This window comes from Oerskovia jenensis, from assembly GCF_016907235.1.
Taxonomy (GTDB): Bacteria; Actinomycetota; Actinomycetes; order Actinomycetales; family Cellulomonadaceae; genus Oerskovia; species Oerskovia jenensis.
The window spans coordinates 2,271,149-2,285,534 of record NZ_JAFBBO010000001.1 but is presented as its reverse complement, the minus strand read 5'-3'; the positions used below and the strand labels follow the sequence as shown (position 1 = coordinate 2,285,534).

Below are 14,386 nucleotides of genomic sequence, written 5' to 3'. Positions count from 1 at the left end.
CACGGGCTGCGCCGAGCCTGCCCGACGGCGCCGCTCACCTCCGGGGCGAGCGCCGCCGTCGGGCCGCAGTGCTCAGCAGGTCAGGTGGTCGCCCGTGGTGGTGCCCAGGAGATCGGCGTAGCGGCGGAACAGCGCCACCCGGTTCGCGACCTGGCGCGGGTTCCCGCCGTCGCACTCGAGCGGGCCGTTGATCGCGCGGATCGTCTCGCGGAAGCCGTGCTCCCCGACGATCGCCTCGTGGCACGTCATGGTGCCCTCGCCGGGCTGCGTGTTCCAGTACCAGAGCGCGGTCTTCCAGGCGACGGTCGCGTCCGTCTCGACGAGGAACGGGTTGTTCAGCAGGTCGATGCCCAGGGCGTCGCCCGCGGCCTTGTAGTTGAAGTTCCAGGAGAGCTGGATGGGGCCCTTGCCGTAGTAGGCGTCCTGTCCTGCGGGGCAGCCGTAGGGCTGGGTCGGGTCGCAGTAGTGCGAGTACACGGCCGTGTTGAGCTCGCTCACGTGCAGCAGACCCGTGCTCTCGTGGCTCACGTTCGCGAGGAAGGCCGCGGCCTCGCGGGCCGCGATCTCGGGGCCGCCCGACGTCGCGAACTCGGGGTACGCCTCGGTCGCGGCGACCAGGCCCGCGTACGTGTAGAACGGGTTGCGGTCCGGGAACATCTCCTCGAACTGCGCCTCGGTCACCACGAAGCCCGTCGTGATGCCGCTCGTCGAACCTGTCTCAGCCATGAGCCACCCTCTCGTCACTGTTCCGGGCGGTGTGTCGCCCGACGACTCGTCGGTGATCCGTCGGTGCCCCGCCTGCGTTCAGCGGTCACCCTAGGGGACGAGGGAGCGCTCGTCGGTATCGGTGTGCAGTGCGCTCCGCGGGGCGTCCTCGACGTCGGGCTCGGGGAGGTCGCCAGGGCCGGGGGAGCCCTCGGGGGAGGGGTCCGCAGGGGTCGCGCCGCCCGTCCTGGCGTACACGAGGACGGCGACCAGGCCCGCGACCCACCCCGTGACGAGCGGCCAGAAGAGGCTCGCCTGCATGGTCGGCAGGACCATGTTCATCGTGGCCGAGTGCAGCCCGAACCCGGCGTAGGCCGTGAACGACCGGGCCGCCGCGGGGCCCACGGCCGCCGCGACGGTGGCGAACCAGACCGCGAGCACCAGGGTCCAGCGTCCCGCGCGCGGCGGGAGCCGACGGGTCGCGAGCCACGTCCCACCCGCGACGACCAGGGCCACGACCAGCGCGAGCGCCACCTCCAGGCCCTGGACCGGTTGCCCTTGCGGCGCGAAGCGGAAGATCATCGCCCCCGTGGCCGCCTCGGCGACGAGGTCGATCGGGCCGCGCGCGCTGCGGTGCCACACGAGCCACGAGCTGCCTGCCCCGACCGCGACCCACACGAGCGAGGCCGTCAGACCGGCGGCGAGCACGGCGGGCCAGGCGCGGGCCCGCAGCGGCTTGCGCGACCTGCGCGTCGCGGGGAGCTCCGCCGTGGCGGACCTGTTCGTCAGGGCGAGGGCTCCGACGAGGGCCGCGCCCACGAGCCAGCCGTTGACCAGACCCCACCAGCCCCCGGCGAACGACGCGGCGAGCAGGTGGAACGCCGGGTTCATGGGGGCGGGGAAGGCGATGTCCGCGACCGTGTCGGCGACCGATCCCGCCGTCCCGCCCGCCACGACCCCGAACCACGTCGCGAGGAAGACGCCCCACGTGCCGGTGCGTCGAGGCAGGCGCCGCGTCGCGAGGTAGGCGACGACGAGGACGACCAGCCCTGCGAGGAGAGCCGCGAGGATCGTCTGACCCGTGATCGCGGAGCCGCCCGGGAACGTCCCGTTCGGGTGGGGGAGGAACGTGCGGACGAGCGCGCTGTGGACCCGGTACGTGAAGTTCGCGTGCACCCAGTCGCTGAGGACCGCCGTCCCGACCCACAGGATCGAGGTGACCAGCCCGGCGACGAGCACGGCGGGGTCCCTGCGTGACGTCATCGGCATGCCCGCGAGGGTAGCGCACGCGGGTGAGGCGCCCGCGGCTCGGGTGGGGAGCCCGCAGCCCGGTCCGGCCCGACGCCGGAGCGCGCCCAGGTGCGGGAGGCGCGCTCCGCCGTCGGGCGGGAACTGCTCGTCGGTTGACACTCTCCGAGGCCGCGTGCAAGAGTGCCTCTCAATCCGGAAACGTTTCCAGAGTGTTTCGCACCGCTGCGTTGGAAACGTTTCCAAATCGAGATCTTCCGCACCACCTTCGACGGAGAGGGCAGGAACCGATGGCATCACGTGCAACGTTGAACGAGGTCGCCGAGCGTGCAGGGGTCTCGCTCGCCTCGACCTCCCGAGCGCTGCACGGCTCCGGCGCCAGCAAGGCCATGGTCGAGCGCGTGCGCGCCGCCGCCCAGGAGCTCGGGTACAGCCCCGACGCCGTCGGGCGCTCGCTGCGCATGAAGCGCACCTTCCAGATCGCCTTCGCGGTCGCCGACATCGGCAACCAGGTCTACGTCGAGATGATGTCCGCGATCCACGCGGTCGTCGCGCCCTACGGCTACCGGGTCGTCGTGACGACCACGGGAGACACCGCGGAGTCCACGACCGACCTCGTGCGCAGCCTCGCGAACGGCATGGTCGACGGGATCATCCTCAGCCCCCTGCGCATGAGCGAAGACCTCGTGCGTGAGATCCACGAGTCCGCCGTGCCGGTCGTCGTGATCGGCCGCTCGCTCGGCGCCCACGGCATCGACTCGGTCTCGACCGACTCCGCGGGCGGGATCGGCCAGGCCGTGACCCACCTGCTCGACATCGGCCGCCGCCGCATCGCGTTCCTCAACGGCCCCCTCGACACGACCCCCGGCGAAGCCCGCCAGCGAGGGTTCGACGCCGCGGTCGCCGCCCCCGGGTTCGCCGCCGAGCGCGTCGACGTCGAGATCGCCGAGGACTTCACGGTCGCGGCCGGCCTCGCCGCGACACGCGCGCTCATCGAGCGCGGCGCGGCGCACGGTGGCCTCGACGCGATCGTCGCCGCCAACGACCTGCTCGCGATCGGTGCCATGCACGCGGCCCGGCTCGGCGGCCTCGACGTCCCCACCGACCTCGCCGTGACCGGCATGGACGACACCGAGATCGGCCGCGTCTTCCACCCGAGCCTCACGAGCGTCTCCCTGGGCTCGGCCGAGCGTGGCCGCCGCGCCGCGCAGCTCGTGCTCGGCCTGGTCGAGGGCACGGCCCACGAGACCCGGCACGTGGACGTGGGGCCGACCCTCCTCGTCCGCGAATCCACCCGACCGACCGACGCACTCGACGGAGAGAAGTCATGACAGCGCCCACCGTGGAGGCCGGCCCCCGACCGGCCTCCCCCGCCCCCCAGCGGCTCACTCCGCGCCGGAACGGAGGGATGACCCGCTCGAAGCGGCGCGAGGCCATCGCCCTCGTCATCCCGTCGCTGCTCCCGATCCTCGTCCTGAGCGTCGCCCCCCTCCTCGTCGGCGTGGGGCTCGCGTTCACCGACGCGCGCCTGGTCCGCAACCCCGAGTACGCGTTCGTCGGAATGGACAACTTCGTCCGCCTGGCTGACAACTCGTTCTTCTGGGACTCGTTCCGGATCGGCATGATCTGGGCCGTGTCGGTGACGCTGCTCCAGCTCGTCGCGGCCATGGGCCTCGCGCTCCTGCTCAACTCCGACCTCAAGCTCCAGGGCCTGACCCGCGTGCTCGCGCTGATCCCGTGGGCCATGCCGCCCGTGGTCGTCGCGATCATGTGGCGGATGATCTACTCGCCCAACGCGGGTCCGCTCAACGCGTTCCTCGGCAGCGTGGGTCTGCCCGACGACATCAACTGGCTCGCGGACTTCTCGACCGCGCTGCCCGCCGTGATCGTCGTCGGCATCTGGGTCGGCATGCCGCAGACCACCGTGACGCTGCTCGCCGGGCTCCAGCAGATCCCCGACGAGCTCCACGAGGCCGCCGCGATCGACGGCGCGAACGCGTGGCGCCGCTTCACGGCCGTGACCCTCCCCAGCCTGCGCCCGATCATCACGTCGATCACCTCGCTCAACTTCATCTGGAACTTCAACTCGTTCTCCCTGGTCTACGTGCTGACCGAGGGCGGACCGGGCGGCCGCACCATGCTGCCGATGCTCTACACGTACCTCGAGGCGTTCAAGAACAGGAACATCGGCTACGCGGCCGCCATGGGCGTCGTGCTCGTGGTCGTCGTCGTGCTCCTGCTCGCGATCTACCTGTGGTCCCAGTTCCGCCAAGACCGCGACAGCACGGGGAAGTGATCTGATGCGTCATCTCGTCCGGCCAGCCCAGTACGTGGCGCTGTGCTTCTACATCGTCTTCCTCGGCTTCCCGCTGCTGTGGCTCATCTCGGCGTCGCTCAAGTCGTCGGGGGAGCTCAACTCGCTCAGCGTGAGCCTGATCCCGCAGGACATCGAGCTCGGCAACTACTCGGCCGCGCTCGAACGCCAGGGCCTCGTGCGCTCGGCGTGGAACTCCGCGATCGTCGCGCTCGTCTCGACCGCGCTCGTGCTCCTCATCGCGCTGCCCGGCGCGTACGTCCTGGCCCGGCTCAAGGGCCTGGTCCGCGGCATGGGCGTGGGGTGGATCCTGGTCAGCCAGGTCTTCCCCGTGATCCTCATCATCCTGCCGCTGTTCCTCATCCTGCGGACCATCGGCCTGACCGACAGCCTGGTCGGCCTGACCCTCGTGCACACGACGTACACGCTGCCGTTCGCGCTGTGGATGCTGCAGGGCTACGTGAGCTCGATCCCCATCGAGCTCGAGGAAGCAGGGTCGATGGACGGGGCCAGCCGCCTGACGGTGCTCCGCCAGATCGTCTTCCCGCTCCTCATGCCGGGCGTCGTCGCGACCGCGATGTTCAGCTTCGTGTCCTCGTGGAACGAGTTCTTCTTCGCGCTCGTGCTGCTGCAGTCGCCCGAGAACTACACGCTGCCGATCACGCTCAAGATGTTCATCGGCGGCGAGGGCAAGGTCGCCCTCGGCCCGCTCGCGGCGGGCGCCGTGCTCGCCGCGATCCCCAGCATCGTCTTCTTCTCCATCATGCAGAAAAGGCTCACCGGCGGACTCCTGTCCGGTGCCGTCAAGGGGTGAGCGCAGTGCGCCCCCGCCTCGACGGAACCCGTCCCACCCACCCCACCCGCACGACCCCCACGCCTCAGAAAGGCAGACACATGAAGACTCGTGGTGCGTCCATCGCCGCATGCCTCACGATCGGCACGTTGTTCCTCACCGCTTGCGGAAGCGGCAGCGACGGCGCCGCCGGTGGAGACTCCGGCCCGATCACGCTCAAGTTCCAGTCGCTCTCCGACCAGCCGGCGGCCATCGCCGCGACCGAGAGCATCGTCTCGGACTGGAACGAGGCCAACCCCGACGTCCAGGTCGAGATCGTCCCCGCGGGGTGGGACGGGATCTACGACAAGCTCATCACGCAGTTCAACGGCGGTGCGGCGCCGGACATCATCCACTACGAGGCAGCGAGCATCGTGCCCTTCGCGGCCGACGGCTACCTCGCCGACCTCTCGGAGCACATGTCCGACGAGTTCCGTGCGGACGTCCCCGAGGGCATCCTCGACGCGGTCACGGTCGACGACAAGGTCATCGCGTACCCGACCGAGCTCCAGTCCTACATGGTGTTCGCGAACAAGACGCTGCTCGACGCCGCGGGGGTCACGATCCCCACGGGCGAGACCATGACGTGGGACGAGATGCGCGCGATCGCGCAGGCCACGACCACGGACGGCACGTACGGCCTGGGCTGGGGTCTCAAGAGCCCCACCGCGGCGTACATGGCGTTCGCGCCCGGCTTCGGCGGCACCTACTTCGAGGGCAGCGGCGCCGACGCGACGCTGACGGTCGGCGAGGGCGAGATGGCCGTGCCGAACCTCGTGGACGCCATGGCGTTCGAGGACAAGTCGATCCTGCCCGTGACCCTGAGCCAGACCGGGTCGGAGACCCTCGCGACGTTCTACGCGGGGCAGGTCGCCATGACGATCCAAGGCTCGTTCCAGGCCGCGAACATCGCGACCGACGCGCCCGAGGGCTTCGACTGGATCGTGCTCCCGCCGCTCGAGGGGTCCGAGGGGGCCGAGCAGGCCGCCAACCCGCAGACCCTGTCGGTCAACATCGACTCGAAGCACGTCGACGAGTCGGCCGAGTTCATCGAGTTCTTCACGCAGACCGAGAACCTGGCCGCGCTCAACGAGGCCGACGCCCTCATCCCCGCGACGACGTCCGCGCAGGAGGCCCTCGCGGCCAAGCTCGGCACCGAGAACGGTTGGGACGTCATCCTCTCCTCGGGCCAGCACCTCGTGTCCGCGCCGTACCTCTTCGTCGACGCCTACGCCCAGTGGAAGGACACGGTCGCGACGCCGGCCTACCAGCGCTTCCTCGCGCAGGAGATCGACGCCGACGGCGTGGCCACCGAGCTGACGACCGGCTGGGAAGAGATCACCAAGTAGCAGCACGACCCGTGCGGACGGGCGGCAGCCCGCCCGTCCGCACGGACGACGACCACGGGTGGCCCCGAGTCGCCCGCACGCAGAACGACGAACGACAGGGAGTGACCTCGTGAGCTGGCTGGACGAGAAGGCAGTGGCGGTGATCACCGGCGCGGCCGTCGGCGACGCGCTGGGTGGGGCGACCGAAGGGTGGACCCCGGAGCAGATCGAGGAGCGCCACGGCGGACGGGTCACGGGCATCGTCGGGCCGTTCTACCCGAACTGGCAGGACGCCCGCCCCATCGCGCCGTACCACAAGGGCGACGGGCACATCACGGACGACACCCTCATGACGCAGGCGCTCGTCGAGGTCTACGCCAAGCGCCGGGCGCACCTCGACGCGTACGCGATGGCCGAGGACCTGGTCCCGCTCATGATCGGCGAGCCCCGCTGGATCCCCGAGCTCGAGTCGACGGCCCTGCTGCTGCAGCGCGTGTTCCTCGCGGAGAAGTGGATCGTCGCCCGGCTGCACTACGGGCACGTCGACCCCCGCGAGGCGGGTGTCGGGAACATCGTCAACTGCGGCGCGGCCATGTACGTGGCCCCCGTGGGGCTGGCCAACGCGGGCGACCCGCGCGGCGCGTACGCCGAGGCGATCGACCTCACGGGAGCCCACCAGGCGAGCTACGGCCGCGAGGCCGCGGGCGTCTTCGCGGCCATGGTCGCGGCGGCGGTCGCGCCCGGAGCGAGCGTCGAGGACGTCGTGGCCGCCGCGCTCGACGTCGCGCACGACGGCACGCTCGCCGCGCTGCGCGCGGTCGTCGACGCGTTCGAGGGCTGGACCACGGTCCCCACGACCGACGAGGAGGAGCGCGCCCTGGCACGCACGATCCGCGAGGTCGTCGCCCCGTTCGACTCGGTCGGCCCCGAGTACCGGCAGATGTCGATGGACGCCCGTCGCCCCTCGCGCACCAAGGCCATCGAGGAGCTGCCCGCGGCGCTCGGGTTCGTCCTGGGCCACCGTGGCGACTTCCGCGGGGCGGTGCTCGGCGCGGTCAACTACGGGCGCGACGCCGACTCGATCGCGGTCATGGCCGGCGCGATCACTGCCGGGCTCGGCGGGACCGAGGTCGTGCCGACCGAGTGGCTCGACGAGATCGAGCGCGCGAGCCGCACCGACGTCCGCGCGACCGGGCGTCTCATGGGGGCCGCCGCGCGCGACATCCTCCGAGCCGACCGCGAGGCCGCGACGGCTCGACTCCTGGCCCTCGACGAGATCGAGGCCGCGACGGTGGGAGCCCCGGCGTGAGACTCACCTGGGCCCAGCCCGAGGACCTGCTCGCGCACGAGCTCGTCCAGTCGACCGTCGAGGGCAAGGACGTGTCCGCCGTCGTCGCACGGTGGACCGCGGCGGGCGGCGACACGGTCCCGGCCGTGAGCGGCGCGGGCCCCGTGCCCGCGCCCCCGGCGCTGCGCGCCCTGGCCCGCGAGCTCCTCGACGAGCTCGACGCGCTGCCCGCGGCGCCCGCCCCGACCGAGCCCGACGGGTGGGCGCAGATCGTCGCGCTCCTCCCGGCACCCCCGGCGCTCCCCACGGTGCCCGACGACGAGCTCGCCCGCCGCGTGCACGGCGCCTGGACCGGGCGTTCGGCAGGGTGCCTGCTCGGCAAGCCCGTCGAGAAGATCCCGCGCCAGGGCATCGAGGACATCCTGCGGGCCACGGGCCGTTGGCCGCTCGACACCTGGTTCACGGCCGTCGGGCTCCCCGAGGACGTCGCGGCGCGCTGGCCCTGGAACCGGCGCAGCGCCCCGACCTCGCTCGAGGAGAACATCGACGGGATGCCCGAGGACGACGACCTCAACTACCCGATCCTCGCGCTCGCCCTGCTCGAGAAGCACGGCGCGGCCTTCACGACCGACGACGTCGCCCAGCTCTGGCTCGACAACCTCCCCGCGGGGCGCGTCTTCACCGCGGAGCGCGCGGCGTACCGCAACATCGTCGACGCGCGCCCCGTCCCGGAGACCGCGACCCACCACAACCCGTTCCGGGAGTGGATCGGTGCGCTCATCCGCACCGACGTCCTCGGGTGGGTCGCCCCGGGCGACGTCCGGACCGCCGCGTACCTCGCGTGGACCGACGCGCGGCTGAGCCACACGCGCAACGGCGTCTACGGCGCCCTGTGGGCCGCGGCCCTCGCGTCGGCGTCGATGGTCTGCGCGAGCGTCGAGGACGTGCTCGACGCGGCCCAGACCGTGCTGCCCCCGGACAGCCGGATCGCCGAGGCGGTCCGCCTGGGCCGCGAGGCGGGTGCGGAAGCAGGCGACGTCGCCACGGGTCTCGACCGGATCCACGCCGCGTACGGCGACCTGCACTGGGTCCACGTGCTCAACAACGCGGCCGTGATCGCGTACGCCCTGACCAAGGGTGCGGGGGACTTCGGGTCGAGCGTCTCGATCGCGGTCACCGCGGGCTGGGACACCGACTCCGCGGCAGCGACCGTGGGCGGCGTGGTCGGTGCGCTGCTCGGGACCGACGGGATCGGTGAGCGGTGGACCGCACCGCTCGACGGTCGCATCGCGACCTCGCTGCCCGGTGGGGAGCAGCGCATCGACGACCTCGCGGCGCGGACGGTGGCGCTGCGGCTCACGGGGCCGGTGGCTGCGGCCCACGCCTCCGGGAGCCTTCGTGCCACCAGCACGGGGTCCGACGCATGAGCGCGCACCGGCACGAGAACGGCCCGCGCCCCGGGAGCGTCGTCGTCGTGGGCTCGGCCAACGTGGACCTCGTGGTCGACGTCCCGCGCCACCCCGGCGGCGGCGAGACGATCCTCGGTGGCGACCTGCGCCGCAACCCCGGCGGCAAGGGAGCGAACCAGGCCGTCGCCGCAGCACGCGCGGGGGGCGCCGACACGACCTTCGTCGGGGCCCTCGGCCGCGACGAGCCGGGCGACCTCCTGCTCGCCTCGCTCGATCGCGGGGGAGTGCGCACCGACCTCGTCGAGCGCACGACCGCCCCGACCGGCACGGCCCTCATCACGGTCTCGCCCGACGGCGAGAACGCGATCGTCGTCGCCCCGGGGGCGAACTCGCACGTGCGCATCGGCCCGGAGCAGGCCGAGCGGATCGGCGCTGCGGACGTCGTCCTGGCGCAGCTCGAGATCCCGCTCGACGTGGTCCTCGCCGCGGGCGCCGCGCGTCGACCGGGAGCCGTGCTCGCGCTCAACGCCGCGCCGTCGCGCGACCTGCCCGACGAGATGTGGGCCGCGCTCGACCTGCTGATCGTCAACGAGCACGAGGCCCGCGACCTCGCGGGGGAGGCCGCCGGTCCGACCGGGGCCGCCCCCACGGACCCCGTCGACGCCGCCGCGCGCCTCGCCGCGACCCTCCTGGCCCGGGTGCCCGCCGTCGTCGTGACCCTCGGCGGCGCGGGCTGCCTCGTCGTCCGGCGCGGTGCGGAACCCGTCCACGTCCCGGCCCCCCGCGTCGACGCGGTCGACACGACCGGCGCCGGCGACACCTTCTGCGGCGTGCTCGCCGCAGCCCTCGCGGGCGGGTCCACCCTCGTGGACGCCGCCCGGACCGCCTCGTTCGCGGGCGCCCTGGCCGTGACCCGGCCCGGGGCGCAGGACGCGGTGCCCACGGCCGACGAGGTCGCCACCTTCGCCCACCCGGAGCAGCAGCCATGAGCTACACGTTCGACCCGCTCGTCCCCCGCCCCATCGACCTCCCCACGTCCGTCCCGCTCGACGGACCCCTCGACGAGCAGGACCTCGCCGCGCTCGACCAGGCGAAGATCTTCGCCGCTCCGGACGACCCGGCGCAGTGGGCCGCGTGGCGCGAGCGGCTCGAGGCGTGGCGCACCGACGCGCGCGAGCGTCACGGCTTCACGGGCGCCGTCTACGAGCGTCCCCAGGCCGCGTGGGCCGCGAGCTGCTTCACGATCGCGCAGGTCTGGCTGTGGGACGAGCTGCTCTACTCGTTCGAGGAGAACCGCTTCACGCCCGAGCGCTTCCTGGCCGACGCCCGCGAGCGCTTCGCGGACCTCGACGCCGTGGTGCTGTGGCACGCGTACCCCGTGATCGGCATCGACGACCGCAACCAGTGGGACTTCTACCGTGACGTCCCGGGCCTCACGGGGCCGGGTGGCCTGGTCGCGACCCTGCACGCCGCGGGCCTGCACGTGTTCGTCGACTACAACCCGTGGGACACGGGCACGCGCCGCGGCGAGGACGACCTGTCCGAGCTCGCCGCGGTCGTCGCGGACCTCCCGGCCGACGGCGTCTTCCTCGACACGCTCAAGAAGGCGGAGCCCGAGCTCGTCGCGCGGCTCGAGGCCGCCCGCCCGGGCATCGTCCTGGAGGGCGAGTCCAAGCTCGCGGTCGAGCGCATCGAGGACCACTCGTCGTCGTGGGCGCAGTTCTTCGCCGACTCCTCCGTGCCGGGCGTGCTGCGCGCGCACTGGTACGAGCGCCGCCACATGCAGCACCACGTGCGCCGCTGGAACCGTGACCACACCGACGAGCTCCAGTCCGCGTGGATCAACGGTGTGGGCGTCATGGTGTGGGAGGTCGTGTTCGGGGTGTGGGTCGGGTGGAGCGAGCGCGACGCCGCGACGCTGCGCCGCATGGTCACGGTCCAGCGCGCCGCCAAGAACCTGCTGCTCGACGGCGAGTGGACCCCGCTCACGGACCTCGCCCCCGAGGCACGCGACGCGGGCGTGCACGCGTCCCTCTTCTCGCGCGACGGCGTCTCGCTGTGGACGCTCGTCAACCGCGGCGAGGACGACTGGACGGGCCCGGTCCTCACCGCCGCCCCCGCCGGTCGGTTCGTCGACCTGACGGGCCTGGCGACCGCGGCCCCCACGGACCCGACCGGTGCGCCGGTCGCCCAGGCCGGTGGCGCCGCCGACGATGTCGGTGCCACCGCTCCACCCGTCTCGCTCACGGTCCCGGGCCGCGGCATCGCCGCGCTCGTGCACCTCGCGCCCGGAGCGGTCGAGCCCGCGTGGCTCGCCGAACTGGTCGAGGACATGCGGGGTCACGCCCCCAGCGCGGACGCGCGGTTCCCCCACCGGATCGCGCGCCGGATCGCACCGGCGATCCCGCTCGTCCCGGTAGCGCCCGCTCCCTCTGCCGCTCACCCGGGCGGCCCCGACGGCGCGGATGCCCGCCCGACCCCGCTGGGCGACGCCCCGGCGACGTCCGGACCGGAGGCGAGCGCCGTCGTCGTGCCTGCGGGGCCGTACGCCCTGACCGTGCGCTACCGCGCCCGCGAGACCGGGATGTACCAGGGCGCGCCCTACGTCGAGGAGTGGAAGCCGCTCTCGCCGCGCCTGCACGACGCGCGCACGCTCCAGCGCGACGGCGACCTCGCAGCCCCCGTCGCGGTCGCGGCCGGCGAGGTCACGAACGACCAGTTCGCGGCGTTCCTCGACGCGACGGGCTATCGGCCCGCCACCCGGCACCGCTTCCTCGCGCACTGGGTGGACGGCCGACCGCCCGCGGGGCGCGAGGACGAGCCCGTGACGTTCGTCGACCTCGACGACGCACGCGCCTACAGCGCGTGGCGCGGGGGCCGGCTCCCGAGCGAGGACGAGTGGCAGCTCGCGGGCGAGACGGGCGGCCTGCTGCGCGGCGCGCCCGTCGTGTGGAACTGGACCGAGAGCGAGCACAGCGACGGCCGCACGCGCTACGCCATGCTCAAGGGCGGCTCGGACCACGAGTCGACCGGTTCCGAGTGGTACTTCGACGGCGGCGTCCAGCGCCCCGAGTTCAGCGCCAAGCTGCTCCTGCCGGGCCTGGGCCTGGCGCGCAGCTCGAGCATCGGCTTCCGGTGCGCGTGGACCGTGGACGAGGTGACGGCATGACGGTCTCGCGCGACCCCCAGGACGGCGCGCTCGCGGGCCTCAAGGTCGTCGACGCCTCGACCCTCTTCGCGGGGCCCATGGCCGCGATGCACCTCGGCGACATGGGCGCCGACGTGATCAAGGTCGAGCACCCCACCAAGCCCGACCCCTCGCGCGGGCACGGCGCCGCGAAGGACGGCGTCAACCTCTGGTGGAAGACGCTCGGCCGCAACAAGCGGACCGTGACCGTCAACCTGTCGAGCGACGGGGGCCGGGAGGTATTCCTGGCGCTCGCGGCCGAGGCCGACGTCGTGATCGAGAACTTCCGGCCCGGGACGCTCGAACGCTGGGGCCTGGGCTACGACGAGCTCTCGGCGCACAACCCGCGCCTCGTGCTCGCGCGCATCAGCGGGTTCGGGCAGGTGGGGCCGTACCGGTCGCGCCCCGGGTTCGGCACGCTCGCCGAGGCCATGAGCGGCTTCGCGGCCATGACGGGCGAGGCGGACGGCCCGCCGACCCTGCCGCCGTTCGGCCTCGCGGACGGCGTCGCGTCGCTCGCGACCGCGTTCGCGGTCATGGTCGCGCTCCAGAGCCGCGAGCGCTCGGGGCGCGGCCAGGTCGTCGACACCGCGATCATCGAGCCCATCCTCGCGATGCTCGGGCCGCAGATCACGCGCTGGGACCAGCTGCGGACCGTGCAGCCGCGCACGGGCAACCGCTCGGCGAACAACGCGCCGCGCAACACGTACCGCACGAGCGACGGCCAGTGGGTCGCGGTCTCGACGTCGGCGCAGTCGATCGCGGAGCGCGTCCTGCGCCTCGTGGGGCACCCCGAGGTCATCGACGAGCCGTGGTTCGCGGTGGGCGCCGAGCGCGCCCAGCACGCCGACGAGCTCGACGCGGCCGTGGGCGGGTGGATCGCGCAGCGCACGCGCGACGAGGTCGTGGCGGCGTTCGAGGAGGCGCAGGCCGCGGTCGCGCCCATCTACGACGCGCAGGACATCGTGGGCGACCCGCAGTTCCAGGCGCTCGGCACGCTCCACGAGATCGAGGACCCCGAGCTCGGCCCGATGCTCATGCAGGGCCCGCTGTTCCGGCTCTCGGACCACGACGGCGTCATCGGGTTCACGGGCCGTGCGCACGGCGCCGACACCGACGTGGTGCTGGGCGAGCTGGGCTTCGACGCCGAGCGCGTCGCCGCGCTGCGGGAGGCGGGGGCCGTATGACCTCCCCGCCGCTCACGCTGCTCTACGCCCCGGGAGACCGGCCCGACCGCGTCGCCAAGGCCTTCGCGACGTCGGCCGACGTCGTGATCGTCGACCTCGAGGACGCGGTCGCCCCGGCCGCCAAGGTGGCTGCGCGGGCCTCGGCCGTCGCGCTGCTGGCCGAGGTGTCGCGCCGGGTCCAGGTGCGCGTCAACCAGCGCGGCACGCCCTGGCACGCCGACGACGTCGCGGCGGTCGCGTCGCTGCCCCTCGCCGTGGGGGCTCGCGTGCCCAAGGTCGAGTCGGCCGACGAGGTCCGTGAGCTCGCCGCCGCGCTGCCCGGGCGCGACCTGCACCTGCTGATCGAGTCGGCGCTCGGGGTCGAGCGCGCGTTCGAGATCGCGTCCGCCTCGCCCCGGGTCGCGTCGGTCGGTCTGGGCGAGGCCGACCTGCGCTCGGACCTGCGCGTGGACGACGACGGCGCGCTGGCCTGGGTGCGCAGCCGCCTCGTGGTCGCGGCGCGGGCCGCCGGACTGCCGTCGCCGTCCATGTCGGCGTACACGCACGTCAAGGACCTCGACGGGCTCGTGGCCTCGTGCCGCGCGGGCCGTGCGCTCGGCTTCCTGGGGCGCACCGCGATCCATCCCGTCCAGCTCGACCCCATCCGCGAGGCGTTCCTCCCGAGCACCGACGAGGTGTCGCGAGCGCGCGAGGTGCTCGACCGTGTCGGCACCGCGGCCGCGCGCGGTGTCGGGGCGATCGCGCTCCCCGACGGCACGTTCCTCGACGTCGCGATGGTCGAGCGCGCGCGCTCGGTCCTCGCGGTCGCGGGGGAGGCGACCGCCTGAGCGGTGTTCTCCCGTGAGGGGGCCGTCCGCGCACCGGCGCGCGGGCGGGTCCCGGTTCCAC

At 73.3% G+C, this 14,386-nt stretch carries 12 protein-coding genes; 10 read left to right on the top strand and 2 right to left on the bottom strand.

Annotated elements, in window-relative coordinates; all coding sequences use genetic code 11:
* Window positions 1-72: 72 nt before the first annotated feature.
* Together JOD49_RS10270 and JOD49_RS10265 are read right to left on the bottom strand one after the other, a co-directional pair.
* Window positions 73-726, bottom strand: a complete 654-nt coding sequence (locus JOD49_RS10270) for a chitinase (RefSeq protein WP_205307104.1) — start codon at window positions 724-726, stop codon at window positions 73-75.
* Between the two features lie 90 nt (window positions 727-816).
* Window positions 817-1,974: a hypothetical protein gene (locus tag JOD49_RS10265; protein WP_205307103.1), complete on the bottom strand. Its 1,158-nt coding sequence runs from the start codon at window positions 1,972-1,974 to the stop codon at window positions 817-819.
* Between the two features lie 269 nt (window positions 1,975-2,243).
* Here JOD49_RS10265 and JOD49_RS10260 point away from each other — a divergent pair, with 269 nt between their 5' ends.
* The 10 genes from JOD49_RS10260 to JOD49_RS10215 all read left to right on the top strand — a co-directional run bounded on the left by JOD49_RS10260 (window position 2,244) and on the right by JOD49_RS10215 (window position 14,325).
* Window positions 2,244-3,284 carry a LacI family DNA-binding transcriptional regulator gene (locus JOD49_RS10260; RefSeq protein WP_205307102.1) on the top strand — a complete coding sequence of 347 codons (1,041 nt, stop codon included), beginning with the start codon at window positions 2,244-2,246 and terminating at the stop codon, window positions 3,282-3,284.
* A gap of 77 nt (window positions 3,285-3,361) precedes the next feature.
* The gene (locus JOD49_RS10255; protein WP_239525189.1) at window positions 3,362-4,249 is read left to right on the top strand and encodes a carbohydrate ABC transporter permease; all 888 of its coding nucleotides are present in this window, start codon (window positions 3,362-3,364) and stop codon (window positions 4,247-4,249) included.
* A gap of 4 nt (window positions 4,250-4,253) precedes the next feature.
* Window positions 4,254-5,081, top strand: a complete 828-nt coding sequence (locus JOD49_RS10250; RefSeq protein ID WP_205307100.1) for a carbohydrate ABC transporter permease — start codon at window positions 4,254-4,256, stop codon at window positions 5,079-5,081.
* Window positions 5,082-5,161: 80 nt separating this feature from the next.
* Entirely contained in the window at window positions 5,162-6,448 is a 1,287-nt protein-coding gene (locus JOD49_RS10245) for an ABC transporter substrate-binding protein (RefSeq protein ID WP_205307099.1), read from the top strand.
* A 109-nt stretch (window positions 6,449-6,557) separates the two neighbouring features.
* Window positions 6,558-7,736: an ADP-ribosylglycohydrolase family protein gene (locus JOD49_RS10240; protein WP_205307098.1), complete on the top strand. Its 1,179-nt coding sequence runs from the start codon at window positions 6,558-6,560 to the stop codon at window positions 7,734-7,736.
* Window positions 7,733-9,142: an ADP-ribosylglycohydrolase family protein gene (locus JOD49_RS10235; protein WP_205307097.1), complete on the top strand. Its 1,410-nt coding sequence runs from the start codon at window positions 7,733-7,735 to the stop codon at window positions 9,140-9,142. The genes JOD49_RS10240 and JOD49_RS10235 overlap by 4 nt, the downstream gene beginning before the upstream one ends.
* The gene (locus tag JOD49_RS10230) at window positions 9,139-10,113 is read left to right on the top strand and encodes a ribokinase (RefSeq protein ID WP_205307096.1); all 975 of its coding nucleotides are present in this window, start codon (window positions 9,139-9,141) and stop codon (window positions 10,111-10,113) included. Before JOD49_RS10235 ends, JOD49_RS10230 begins: the two co-directional genes overlap by 4 nt.
* Window positions 10,110-12,293 (top strand): SUMF1/EgtB/PvdO family nonheme iron enzyme, encoded by a 2,184-nt coding sequence (locus JOD49_RS10225; protein ID WP_205307095.1) that lies wholly within the window; start codon window positions 10,110-10,112, stop codon window positions 12,291-12,293. Before JOD49_RS10230 ends, JOD49_RS10225 begins: the two co-directional genes overlap by 4 nt.
* On the top strand, window positions 12,290-13,498 hold the full coding sequence (locus JOD49_RS10220) for a CaiB/BaiF CoA transferase family protein (RefSeq protein ID WP_205307094.1): 1,209 nt from the start codon (window positions 12,290-12,292) through the stop codon (window positions 13,496-13,498). The genes JOD49_RS10225 and JOD49_RS10220 overlap by 4 nt, the downstream gene beginning before the upstream one ends.
* Complete coding sequence (locus JOD49_RS10215) at window positions 13,495-14,325, top strand: HpcH/HpaI aldolase/citrate lyase family protein (RefSeq protein WP_205307093.1); 831 nt, start codon at window positions 13,495-13,497, stop codon at window positions 14,323-14,325. The genes JOD49_RS10220 and JOD49_RS10215 overlap by 4 nt, the downstream gene beginning before the upstream one ends.
* Window positions 14,326-14,386: the final 61 nt, after the last annotated feature.

What these genes read in the sequence shown, in the direction of transcription:
- JOD49_RS10245 (WP_205307099.1), top strand. Translation starts at nt 5,162, where the DNA reads ATGAAGACTCGTGGTGCGTCCATCGCCGCATGCCTCACGATCGGCACG.
- JOD49_RS10220 (WP_205307094.1), top strand. Translation starts at nt 12,290, where the DNA reads ATGACGGTCTCGCGCGACCCCCAGGACGGCGCGCTCGCGGGCCTCAAG.
- JOD49_RS10225 (WP_205307095.1), top strand. Translation starts at nt 10,110, where the DNA reads ATGAGCTACACGTTCGACCCGCTCGTCCCCCGCCCCATCGACCTCCCC.
- JOD49_RS10265 (WP_205307103.1), bottom strand. Translation starts at nt 1,974, where the DNA reads ATGCCGATGACGTCACGCAGGGACCCCGCCGTGCTCGTCGCCGGGCTG.
- JOD49_RS10270 (WP_205307104.1), bottom strand. Translation starts at nt 726, where the DNA reads ATGGCTGAGACAGGTTCGACGAGCGGCATCACGACGGGCTTCGTGGTG.
- JOD49_RS10215 (WP_205307093.1), top strand. Translation starts at nt 13,495, where the DNA reads ATGACCTCCCCGCCGCTCACGCTGCTCTACGCCCCGGGAGACCGGCCC.
- JOD49_RS10250 (WP_205307100.1), top strand. Translation starts at nt 4,254, where the DNA reads ATGCGTCATCTCGTCCGGCCAGCCCAGTACGTGGCGCTGTGCTTCTAC.
- JOD49_RS10260 (WP_205307102.1), top strand. Translation starts at nt 2,244, where the DNA reads ATGGCATCACGTGCAACGTTGAACGAGGTCGCCGAGCGTGCAGGGGTC.
- JOD49_RS10230 (WP_205307096.1), top strand. Translation starts at nt 9,139, where the DNA reads ATGAGCGCGCACCGGCACGAGAACGGCCCGCGCCCCGGGAGCGTCGTC.
- JOD49_RS10255 (WP_239525189.1), top strand. Translation starts at nt 3,362, where the DNA reads ATGACCCGCTCGAAGCGGCGCGAGGCCATCGCCCTCGTCATCCCGTCG.